11 protein-coding genes are annotated in these 10,470 nt (G+C 58.8%); 4 read left to right on the forward strand and 7 right to left on the reverse strand.

The window, feature by feature from the left end; translation table 11 throughout:
* Positions 1-452: 452 nt before the first annotated feature.
* The 3 genes from PSV43_RS11975 to PSV43_RS11985 are packed head-to-tail and all read right to left on the reverse strand — an operon-like array spanning position 453 to position 3,218.
* Entirely contained in the window at positions 453-1,175 is a 723-nt protein-coding gene (locus PSV43_RS11975; RefSeq protein WP_300197099.1) for a discoidin domain-containing protein, read from the reverse strand.
* Positions 1,176-1,222: 47 nt separating this feature from the next.
* Entirely contained in the window at positions 1,223-2,683 is a 1,461-nt protein-coding gene (locus PSV43_RS11980; RefSeq protein WP_300197102.1) for a Gfo/Idh/MocA family oxidoreductase, read from the reverse strand.
* Positions 2,684-2,735: 52 nt separating this feature from the next.
* Positions 2,736-3,218, reverse strand: coding sequence for a TQO small subunit DoxD (locus PSV43_RS11985; protein WP_300197105.1), 483 nt, complete (start codon positions 3,216-3,218; stop codon positions 2,736-2,738).
* Positions 3,219-3,477: 259 nt separating this feature from the next.
* On the opposite strand from PSV43_RS11985, the gene PSV43_RS11990 reads away from it, so the two are divergent.
* From PSV43_RS11990 to PSV43_RS12000, 3 genes are all read left to right on the forward strand, one after another.
* Entirely contained in the window at positions 3,478-3,933 is a 456-nt protein-coding gene (locus PSV43_RS11990) for a cyclic nucleotide-binding domain-containing protein (protein WP_300197108.1), read from the forward strand.
* 80 nt (positions 3,934-4,013) lie between these two features.
* Positions 4,014-4,397, forward strand: a complete 384-nt coding sequence (locus PSV43_RS11995; protein ID WP_300197111.1) for a DUF3307 domain-containing protein — start codon at positions 4,014-4,016, stop codon at positions 4,395-4,397.
* Positions 4,398-4,474: 77 nt separating this feature from the next.
* Positions 4,475-5,875: a nucleotide pyrophosphatase/phosphodiesterase family protein gene (locus PSV43_RS12000; RefSeq protein ID WP_300197114.1), complete on the forward strand. Its 1,401-nt coding sequence runs from the start codon at positions 4,475-4,477 to the stop codon at positions 5,873-5,875.
* Between the two features lie 386 nt (positions 5,876-6,261).
* On the opposite strand, the gene thiS is transcribed toward PSV43_RS12000, so the two are convergent.
* The 4 genes from thiS to PSV43_RS12020 form a co-directional block, all read right to left on the reverse strand.
* Positions 6,262-6,462, reverse strand: coding sequence for a sulfur carrier protein ThiS (gene thiS / locus PSV43_RS12005; protein WP_300197117.1), 201 nt, complete (start codon positions 6,460-6,462; stop codon positions 6,262-6,264).
* Positions 6,463-6,477: 15 nt separating this feature from the next.
* Positions 6,478-7,647: a 2-iminoacetate synthase ThiH gene (gene thiH, locus PSV43_RS12010; protein WP_300197120.1), complete on the reverse strand. Its 1,170-nt coding sequence runs from the start codon at positions 7,645-7,647 to the stop codon at positions 6,478-6,480.
* A gap of 113 nt (positions 7,648-7,760) precedes the next feature.
* Positions 7,761-8,108, reverse strand: a complete 348-nt coding sequence (locus tag PSV43_RS12015) for a VOC family protein (RefSeq protein ID WP_300197123.1) — start codon at positions 8,106-8,108, stop codon at positions 7,761-7,763.
* Complete coding sequence (locus PSV43_RS12020) at positions 8,105-8,662, reverse strand: DUF3592 domain-containing protein (protein ID WP_300197126.1); 558 nt, start codon at positions 8,660-8,662, stop codon at positions 8,105-8,107. The genes PSV43_RS12015 and PSV43_RS12020 overlap by 4 nt, the downstream gene beginning before the upstream one ends.
* A 255-nt stretch (positions 8,663-8,917) precedes the next feature.
* On the opposite strand from PSV43_RS12020, the gene dacB reads away from it, so the two are divergent.
* A complete protein-coding gene (dacB, locus tag PSV43_RS12025) occupies positions 8,918-10,342 on the forward strand; it encodes a D-alanyl-D-alanine carboxypeptidase/D-alanyl-D-alanine-endopeptidase (RefSeq protein WP_300197129.1) in 1,425 nt (474 codons plus the stop codon).
* The last annotated feature ends 128 nt before the right edge of the window (positions 10,343-10,470 follow it).

Below are 10,470 nucleotides of genomic sequence, written 5' to 3' on the forward strand. Positions count from 1 at the left end.
CTCTCCGCCCCTTTGCGGCAAAACCGAAAGTTTCCACGGCTTTCAAAGCTCATGAGCCATGAGTGCCTCCACACGCGTCATTCCGAAATCAGTTTCGGAAAATGCTATAACCGAAGGCCATTCATTCCCGGCAGGAATGGCACTCATTTAAGATGTGATGCTCGTTCATACTGCAACTGTCTTCTCTCAGCACCAAAGGTGCGGTCTATCGCAGCCCAGGGCATGCCGAGCCTAGGCGAGGCCGCCCTGGGTCAATGCCCACCTGTCCGGAAAGCAAACCCAGCGACTTCTACGCACGCCGCGTTCCCCAGCAGCGTCTGCAAGCCGCTCCGCCGCTCACATGCCGCGATAGATCCCCCATGCATGCGCGGCATCCTCCCAATCTCGCAGTACAAAAAAACCGCCATGCAGGAACCCTGCATGGCGGTTATGATTCAATCAGTCAGCCCAGCTTACTTCGCAGGCGTGCCATAGACCTGAACTTCACAGTAGTGGTTCATGTCGTTGCTTGTGTTGCCGTTGCTCCAGAGACGCACATAACGGGCCTTGGTGCCCTTGGCATCAATGACGCGGCCATGATTGGTCTCGACGTAGGCTGGATCGCCGCCCTTGCCCATGCCGGAGGAGTCGTCGTGGTCGGAGTTAAACAGGGTGGTCACACCCGTCTTGAACTCAGGATCGTTGGACACCTGTACTTCCACGTCAATGTAGGCCTGGGCCTGCTTGTGGTAGTGCCACATGGCGATCTTGTAGAGGTTGGACTCCGCACCCAGGTCGATCTGCACCCACTGCTTGCCTGGCATCAGTTCAACGAAGGAACCGTCAGCACCGTCGGCATCACCGTCGGTCACGAGGCTGAGTTCACCAATGATCGGCGCAGTGTCAGAACTGGTCACCGTCTTGCCTTTGGCAAGGTTGGTGGTGCCCTTTGGGACCATGATGGTCTTGATCACCTTGCTAGGGTCGGCCTTCTCAAGGTTCGGCAGCTCAGCAGGCACCGGCGTACCGATGAACATGGGCTTCGGAAATTCGAGTGCGATCTCGACCAGGTCACCAGCAGGAACTGCAGGAGCAGCGTCTGCCGCAGCGCCGGCTTTCGTTTCTTCTTTCTTGCCGCAGGAAGCAAGCGTGAGGACGAGCGCGAGGCCCGTGAGGATGTGCAGGGTGTTTTTCATGGGGAAATGGAGTGAATGTTAAGTGAGTGTGGAATTTTCGAGGCAGATCAGGCCTGGAAGTCTTCGGGCTTGAAGATGTATTTGCCACCTGCCTCCTTGGCCTCGTAGGCCTTGAGCACAGTGACGCAGGCCTTGAAGGCCTCCACGACGTTGCAGGTAAGGTGCGCAGGATTTTTCATCTGCACCGCCTCGATGAAGTTTGCCACGTGCGGCGTATGCGGTTTGACCTTGAGTTTTCTGGCCAGTTCCCATTGCGCCAGCGCCTTGCTCTCGCGCACGTCTGCCACGCTGACTGCGCCATAGGATGGGGGCTTCGGCTTTTCCCAGTCACGCGGCTGCTCCCAAAACTTGTTCTTCGCCTTGTCCGCCGCCTTCATGATCGGCGGGTTGTCACCCAGCGCATAAGCTTCCCAGTCCTGGCCGGGCTCGGCGTAGAGCTGGTTGCCATTCGTGTCGAGTTCGGAGATGATGGCCGTACCGCCGACGCCCATGTGCTTCTCATAGGCACCTTGGGAACCCGTGGTGGTCAGCACCTGATAGTAGGCGCGGAGAGCTCCGGCTGCCGTATTGAATTCGTAGATGCACATCATGTTGTCAGGCAGTTCGAATTTCGGGCGGCCTTCCGTGCCATCGAAGTAGTCCACCCCGCCGGAGGCAATGACCGAAACAGGTGTGGATTCATACATCCAGTTGAACATGTCGATCTGATGCGCGCCCAAGTCGGACAGCGGGCCCGCTCCATACTTGGAGAAGAAACGCCAGTTGCGGTACTCTTCCAAGCTGTTGTAGCCATGTTTGGTCAGCACTTCCTGGGAGATGTCATACCCCTTCACCGCACCCTGCGGGGCGCTGCCGGACACACCACGGTTCCACTGCGCATACGCGTGGGTGATCCGGCCCAGCATCTTGCCGGGCTTGATCACATTGTCGCGCAGGTTGATGTAGCGCGGATTGGAATGGCGCTGATGGCCGATCTGGAAAATCCCGGGGTTCGCCTTGCCGGCGCGCACCATGTCGCGTGCTCCCTCGATCGTGTTGCTCATCATCTTCTCGCAATACACGTGCTTGCCCTTTTCCAGGCAGAGGCGCGAATACGGAGCGTGCATGAAGTCTGGCGTGGCGATGAACACAGCCTCAATCGACGGCTCCTTGTCCAGCATCTCGTTGATGTCTTCATAGACCTTGATGTCGCCTTCAAGCTGAGCCTTGTTTTCACCCAGGAAGCCACCACGCGTCTTGGCGATCGAGAACTTCCAGATGTCGCACATCGCCACCCACTGGATGCCGGGCACGTCTTTGGAGGCCACACGCAGGGCATTGCCCTGAGCACCGCAGCCAACAAGCGCACACTTGACCGTGCGGCCTTTTTCGCTGGCCTGCGCGACCGCGTTCTTGCTGGTGGCGAGATAGATTCCGCTGCTCGTCAGAGCACTGGTGCGGAGGAAGCCGCGACGGTCCATGAAACGGGACAGCGGCGCTGGAGAGGAGGGAAGGGGCTGGGAATTCATAGGTGCAATCAGGCGCGTGGGTTCACTGCCAAATGACGACGTGCAGTCGTTGTTATGCCTTCTTGCGGCAAAGGAGGCCGTCGATCGAGAAGGTTTTTGCCTTCGCGGTCACAAGTGCGGCTGCCACGATGAGAATCGAAAGGCCAATGTTGCTGACGACTTCCGTGTCATCCGGCAGCGCGGCGAGTCCCAGACCCAAGGAGAGGAATACCAGGCCAGCGGCGAGAAGTCCGAACTCAGTGAAAATGCCAATCGCGACCCAGATGCCGACAGGGATAAGAATGTAGCCAATGCTGGAGGCAAAGGCATTGCACGCCCACTCAGGCATGAAACTATTGTCAGACATCAGCTTGGCCAGGGGGCCGGTTTTCTTCGGATAATTTTCGAGGCCGAAGCTCACCGTCGGTCCGTTGCCCCAGCGAAATTTGTCGAGGCCTGCCATGAACAGACGCATGCCAACCCAAAGGCGGAGCAGAAGATGAGCGAAATCGTAACTGAGGCTGCTGCAGCATTTGGAGGAGGAAGAGTCGGACATGGAATAGGGGCAGGTTGGCGGGTTGAAGTGAGGGTGACGATTTTGAACCGATGCCCTTAGAAATCCAGCAAAATCTAGGACGTACATACTACGCTTGTGCGAATGAACGGTTATCGGAAAAATGCCCCAGGGCTAGTTTTCCGCCGATGGAACAATTTCAGACTTTCGGGCTTGATTCCACCGCTTCCTGCTCGCGGTGCTTGCCATTCTAGGCATCTCCGCTTAAAAAAGACTGCTTAATTCAACCTACCCGATTCCCATGAGCTCCCTCTCGTCCCCAAAACTACCGGCCCAAGGCATCCTCGAACCTCTTGGCGACGAAGACCGCGACATTCTCAGCGGTTACGGCGAATTCCTCCCCGTCCAACCGGGTCAGCACCTCATCGAAGAAGGTCAGCAGCAAAACAGCCTTTTCTTTGTCGTCTCCGGCAAGTTCCACGCCACCGCCATGCGCGGCGGCCACAAAGTACTGCTCGGTTCCATCCAAAAGGGCGAAACCATCGGAGAAATCAACCTGCTCGACCCCAATGTCGCCAGCGCCAGCGTGACCGCTGTCGAGTTTTCCCAGGTCTGGCGCATCGACGGCGGAACCCTCGAAAGCTACATCAACGAATACCCACGTGCCGCTGCCTGGCTGCTCATCGGTGTCGGTCGCACCATTTCACATCGTCTCCGCGCGGTGAATGAGAAGATTGCCGCCTTCTACAGCGCCTGATTCATATCTGTGAGGCGGATCGCTTTGCGCATGAATGACTCGTGCGTTGCAGTCCTCCTTTCACGATGGAAAACTTCCTCATGTCTGGCCTGCTGCCATTTCCTCCGCACACTTGGCTGGAAGCCATCCAGGTCATTTTTCTTCTGTTCGCCGGCCATGCGCTGATGGACTACCCCATGCAGGGTGAGTTTCTCTCCACCTGCAAAAACCGGCACCTTCTCACCAAACTTCAGGATCCCACCCGTCCGGTGCAGATCTGGCCTTGGTGCATGACCGCCCACTGCCTCCTCCACGCCGCCGCAGTCTGGGCCATCACCGGCTGCTTCATCCTCGGTTCCATCGAGTTCGTCCTGCACTGGCTCATCGATTTCGCCAAATGCGAAAACAAGACCACCTTCACCCAGGATCAGGCCCTGCACTTCATCTGCAAAATCGCCTACGTCATCGCTGCGATGCTCTATTAAGCTCCAAGTTCAGCCTGAGCGCCGATTCGTTCAGACAACTTGAAACTTGAAACCTTAAACTTGCAACTTAGCGAGCCATGCAGCGCACCGCCATCCTCAACGTCGTCGGCCTCACCACCCGGCTCATCGGCGAGCACACCCCGGCCATCCGTGCCTTCATCGAGCGCAATCGCTCCACCCTCATCGAGCCCGTCCTCCCCGCCGTCACCTGCACGGCGCAGGCCACCTACCTCACCGGCAGACTCGCCCGCGATCACGGCGTCGTCGCCAATGGCTGGTACGACCGCGACTACGCCGAGCACCGCTTCTGGAAGCAGCCCGAGCAGCTCATGCACGGCGAAAAACTCTGGGAGGCTCTCCGCCGCGTCGATCCCCAGTTCACCTGCGCCAAGCTCTTCTGGTGGTTCAACATGTACTCCACCGCGGACATTTCCATCACCCCGCGCCCGCTCTATCCCGCCGATGGCCGCAAAGTCTTCGACATCCACACGCACCCGATGCCCCTACGGGATCGCATCAAAAAAGACCTCGGCCCCTTTCCCTTCCGCCACTTCTGGGGCCCCGGCTCCGACATCAAATCCTCCATCTGGATCGCCGAAAGCGCCAAATGGATCGAAGAAAAACACTGGCCCGGTCTCTCCCTCGTTTACCTCCCCCATCTCGACTACAATCTCCAGCGCGTCGGCATCGACATGGAGAAAATCAGTTCCGATCTCCGCCAGATCGACAACGTCGTCGGCGATCTCATCCGCTTCTACGAGACCCGGAATATCAAAGTCGTCCTCCTCTCCGAATACGGCATCACCAACGTCGAGCAGCCCGTCCACCTGAACCGCGTCTTCCGCGAGAAAGGCTGGCTCAACATCAAAGACGAACTCGGCCGCGAAACCCTCGACCTCGGCGGCTCCAAAGCCTTCGCCATCGCCGACCACCAGATCGCCCACATCTACCTCAACGATCCCAGCATCCTTCCGCAGGTCCGCGCCGCCCTCGAAGCCACCCCCGGCGTCGCCCAGGTCCTCGGCAAAATGGAAAAGCATCTCTTCGGCCTCAACCACGAACGCAGTGGCGACCTCATCGCCATCGCCGACGCCAAAAGCTGGTTCACCTACTACTACTGGCAGGACGACAAAAAAGCCCCCGACTTCGCCCGTTGCGTCGATATCCACCGCAAGTGCGGCTACGACCCCGCCGAACTCTTCCTCGATCCCACCATCAAGTGGCCCAAGCTCAAGATCGCCGGCAAGCTCGCCAAAAAAGCCCTCGGCCAGCGCATGCTCATGGACGTCATCCCCCTCGATGCCACCCTCGTCAAAGGCTCCCACGGTCGCATCCCCGAAGACCGCGCCGACTGGCCCGTCCTCATCGGCGACTTCGACTCCCTCCCCCGCACCGGCATCCTCTCCGCCCACGAAGTCTGCAACCACCTCTTCCGCCTCTGCTCCAGCGGCCACGGCTATTCCGGCGTCGCCCGCTAGGCCAGTCGTCCTCCTGCTCGAACTCGGCTTGCTTAGCGAAAATGGGTCCTCGATCTTACTGCTCCGCTTCACCCAAGTGCTTCAAGAGTTCCACGTTCGCCCTTCATCGTCTCTCTCAATAGACCTGACACGCTGGCCACGTTTTCACACATCGTGAGATTAATCACTACAAACTTCGAGCCAGCCAGCCTTGAAGGCCAACGGCCTTCCGTATTATAGCCCATGGATGCCGAGCTTTAGCGAGTTTATCGTCACAAAAACGGGAAGCAAACCCAGCACTACGCTACACCACGCGACCACCAGCAGCGTCTGCAACAAGCCCCGCCGCATGCCTGCTGCTTTCGGTAACCCCCTGCATCGCTCAACTAGCCACTGATCTGACCCCTCTACCCCCCCGCCGTGATCTGCACCACCTCGATCACATCCCCCTCGCTCACCGCTGCCCCCTCAATCTCCCTCGGCAGCAGCGCCACCTGATTCTGCTCCACCACCACCGGTTTGCCCCCGAGTCCAAGACTCTCCAGCAGCGATCCCACCGTCTGCGGCTCCGTCACTTCACGCTTCTCTCCATTCAAAGTAATTTTCATGGTCTTCTCAAAAAATTAGGCAGTCATCGTGGTCGCCAAAATCGAAGCATCCCAATCCTTCCAAACCGGATCCAGCCCCTGCTTCCTCAGCATCTCCGCCACACTCTGCGGCGATCTCTGATCCGCGATCCCAAACTGCCCCTCGGCCCGCTTGGTCTCCTCCGTCGCTTCCACCTCCACGCGCTTCCCACGCACCGTCAGATGCAGGTCATCATTCCCCGCACCCGTGTATCCACCCGGCTCCGTGTGACTGCCCGCGCTCATCACCGTGATACCCAGCGGTGCCAGCGCATCACGCAGCGGCGCTGACTCACGCGTGCTCAAAATAATCCCCACCTCCGGGAACGTAATCCGAAACGCACAGATCGTCTGCACCAGCGCCCAGTCCGGAAAATCAGTCATCGGCGTAAACCCACCCGCCGCCGGCCGCAGCCGTGGAAACGCCACCGTAAAGCTCGCCTTCCAGCAGTGCTTGTAAAGATGCTCCAAATGCGCCGCCAGTCGCAGCGCCTCCAGCCGCCAGTCACTCAGGCCAAACAAAGCCCCAATGCCGATGCGCCGAAACCCGCCCGCATACCCACGCTCCGGGCACGCCAGCCGCCATTCAAAATCCTTCTTCGGACCCGCCGTGTGCATGTCCGCATACAGACCGCGATCATATGTCTCCTGGTACACCACCAGGCCCTCCGCACCTGCCTTCACCATGCGCTCGTACTCAGGATCCTCCATCGGCCCCACCTCAATGCCAATCGTCGGCACAAACTCACGAATCGCCCGAATGCATTCCTCCAGGTAGCCATCACTCACAAATTTCGGGTGCTCACCCGCCACCAGCAGAATGTTGCGAAACCCCTGCGCCACCAGATGCCTCGCCTCCGTCACCACCTGCTCAATCGTCAGCGTCACCCGCAGGATGTTGTTGTTATCACGTGAAAACCCGCAGTAGCTGCAGTTGTTCACGCACTCATTGGAAACATACAGCGGCGCAAACAGCCGCATCGTCCGCCCAAAATTCCGCCGCGTGATCATCCGCGACTCCCGCGCCATCGCCTCGATCTGCGTCGGCCCCTTCGCCTCCAGCAACCCCGCAAACCTCTCCATCAGCGGCGTTTTACGCGCCGGCAGGGCATCAAGCGTGGGAATGAAGGTGGTGTGCATCGGCAGTTCATATAATACGCCAGCCACGAGATGCAATGAGCAGGGCGGAAATGAAAATCCCAGCCGAACTCACCGGGGAAGGGGACCCGCAAAACGCACCGGCACAGCAGGGCTGCCCCACCACCCCGCTTCCTCGTCATTCACCCCACATACTGCGTCATAAACACCTCATTCCCCTCCGCATCCCGAAACACCCCCAGCAAAATCGGTTCACCCTCCCGCTGCTGCGGCGACTGCAAAATCTTCGCTCCGCCCGTCGCAATCGTCTCCGCCATCGCCAGCACATCCTCATACTGAAAGCTCAGCCCCGTCGGATTCCGCGATCCATCATGCCCGCCATGCAGTGCGATGATCGCATCCCCAAACCTCAGCTCGCTCCAGAAATCGCTCACGAAAATCTCCTCCAGGCCCATCACATCACGGTAAAAACTCACCGCCCGCTTCATATCGGCCGCCATCAGCATGAACTTCACTTTTTCGGGCTTCATCGGCGGGAGGAGTCGTTGTCGGGTTTCGCTGGGTCTGCGGCAGCCACTTGGCTGTAAAACCGCGCTTTGGCTTGGGTGAATCCATCATCAAATCGTTTCATGAAGATCAGCATGCCCCACACCGCCAGCATCCAGATCAGTCCTCCGCCCAAAATCACCCCTGGGGCAAACCACAGCATCCATGTGTCCTGGATGAATGCCTGCTCAGGATTTTCGGCATCATAATAAACGACGGCTTCATCACCCCGCTTGAAATGATCCGAACGCGCCGCCCGCGATGATTTCGCCTGATTCACCACACCTCGAGAATCACGGAACTCCACCACCGGGTAGTAGCTGGTCACCTGCTTCGCGTGCTGGGATTCCCCAGGACTGCGCGTGCTCCGAATGGCCACCACATCCACGATCACTCCGCTGGCCTTTTCAGCGCTGTAAAGAAACCATGCCGTGCTGACTCCCCATATCAGCCCAACGCCTGCAATCAGCGCTCCGAAAACAAAAAAGCCCCACAGGATTCCCTGCATGGTCCATTTTTCGGGGTCCAATTCGAACATGACGCCGAGGTTAGTCCCCTCCCGTGATCCGGCAAGCGAAGAACACACGCGCAGGGCTTGCGCATGAACAAAGTTCAGGCCGAATGCACTCTCTCATGGCGCAGAAGGTATCACCCGACGCAGCGCCGTTCGCCTCAATCCGGTCTGACATCTATTTTTGCAATTGCCTGAGTCTTACCATCCGTCCGCCTTTGCCTCCCTCCAGTTTTGCAGCACCCCACTTGGCGCTGCCCCGATTCCGGTTACACTCGACCCATGTTGAAAAACATCCTCATCCTCCTGCTCGCTTCGGCTCTGACAGCTTTGCTCATCGACCGCTATGAGGTCGAACCGCCGATAAAGCCCGTCCAGCCCATCCAGCCTCTCGTGCCCACGACTCCTCCCCCGAGTCCCATCGCCACAATGCTGCGTGCCGCCCTTGCGACTCCCGAACTCTCCGGCACTGCCATCGGCTTCTCGCTCCTCAACAGCAAAGGCGAAGTCGTGATCGATGAGAATGCCACAACAGCCCTCATCCCCGCCTCCAGCTTCAAAACCCTCACTACCGCCACCGCGCTGGAAATCCTCGGTCCTGAATTCCATTTCACCACCGAACTCAAATCGACCGCCCCCATCCAGGCCGGCATCATCAAAGGCGATCTCGTCATCCTCGGCGGTGGCGATCCCATGTTAAAACTCGAAGATCTCAAATCCTGGGCCGCCGATTTAAAACAGCGCGGCGTCACCCGCATCACCGGCGGCATTCGCACAGACGCCAGCATCTTCACCGGCAGTCTCTACAACGACTTCTGGAACTGGGGAGACATCGGCAACGGCTACGGCAGCGGCGTCTCCGGCCTCAACCTCAATCACAACCGCTACATCGTCGTCTTTCGCGCCGGTCCAGAAGTCGGTTCCCCAGCCGAACTCCTCGGCATCAATCTCGAAATCCCCGATGCCGCTTGGAAAAACGACGTCACCACCGGCCCCGCTGATTCCGGCGATGGCGTCATCATCCATGGCGGCGAAAGCACCACCGCCATCCATCTGCGCGGTACCATCCCACTGGGGGCCGCAAAATTTCAGTCCAAAGGCGCCGTGCCAGACCCCGCACGTTTTGCCGCACATCATTTCCGCGCCGCACTCGTGGCCGCCGGCATCCAAGTGGGCGGCACTGCCGGCACCGCCCCCGCCACTCAGTCATTGCTCAAACACGACTCCCCACCGCTGCTCGACATCATCAAAAGCATTCACGCCACCTCCGACAATCAAGAAACCGAATGCGTCTTCCGCATGCTCGGCCTGAAGGCTGGCAAACCATCCGCTGAAGTCATCCGCGAACACTGGAAGACACGCGGCCTCGAATTCATCGACCTGCGCATGGAAGACGGCTGCGGCCTCGCCCGCGCCGATTTCATCCGCCCGCTGGATCTCGCCCGCCTGCAATACTTCGCCGGAAAAGGTCCCCAAGGCGCCGCCTACAAAGCCTCGCTCCTCACCAAAGACGGTCTCACCTGGAAAGGCGGTGCCATGTCCGGCATCCGCACCTTCACCGGCTATGCCAAAACCAAATCAGGCCAGGAATACTGCTACGCCCTCATGGTCAATCACTACACCGATGGCAAAGCCGTCTCTGAACTCAGCCAGCAAGTGATGGATGCCATGATGGGCTTGTCCCTCCCCCTCTCGGCACATGATTAACTGATCTAGAATTTCTTCCATGACTGGCCTCACCGTGCACCCCTTGGCGGAAGTTAAACACAACACTCATTTGTAAGCGCAAGGATCGCCGAACTCGCGCCCGAGGCAGGCAGCGCCCCAGGAGCGCG

Origin of the sequence: Prosthecobacter sp. (genome assembly GCF_029946185.1) — a bacterium.
In the GTDB taxonomy this organism is placed as follows: domain Bacteria; phylum Verrucomicrobiota; class Verrucomicrobiia; order Verrucomicrobiales; family Verrucomicrobiaceae; genus Prosthecobacter.

Bases quoted from the DNA above. Each gene is read 5' to 3' on its own strand.
- PSV43_RS11975 (WP_300197099.1), bottom strand. From the start codon at position 1,175: ATGAAAAACACCCTGCACATCCTCACGGGCCTCGCGCTCGTCCTCACG.
- PSV43_RS11980 (WP_300197102.1), bottom strand. From the start codon at position 2,683: ATGAATTCCCAGCCCCTTCCCTCCTCTCCAGCGCCGCTGTCCCGTTTC.
- PSV43_RS11985 (WP_300197105.1), bottom strand. From the start codon at position 3,218: ATGTCCGACTCTTCCTCCTCCAAATGCTGCAGCAGCCTCAGTTACGAT.
- PSV43_RS11990 (WP_300197108.1), top strand. From the start codon at position 3,478: ATGAGCTCCCTCTCGTCCCCAAAACTACCGGCCCAAGGCATCCTCGAA.
- PSV43_RS11995 (WP_300197111.1), top strand. From the start codon at position 4,014: ATGTCTGGCCTGCTGCCATTTCCTCCGCACACTTGGCTGGAAGCCATC.
- PSV43_RS12000 (WP_300197114.1), top strand. From the start codon at position 4,475: ATGCAGCGCACCGCCATCCTCAACGTCGTCGGCCTCACCACCCGGCTC.
- thiS (WP_300197117.1), bottom strand. From the start codon at position 6,462: ATGAAAATTACTTTGAATGGAGAGAAGCGTGAAGTGACGGAGCCGCAG.
- PSV43_RS12015 (WP_300197123.1), bottom strand. From the start codon at position 8,108: ATGAAGCCCGAAAAAGTGAAGTTCATGCTGATGGCGGCCGATATGAAG.
- PSV43_RS12020 (WP_300197126.1), bottom strand. From the start codon at position 8,662: ATGTTCGAATTGGACCCCGAAAAATGGACCATGCAGGGAATCCTGTGG.
- dacB (WP_300197129.1), top strand. From the start codon at position 8,918: ATGTTGAAAAACATCCTCATCCTCCTGCTCGCTTCGGCTCTGACAGCT.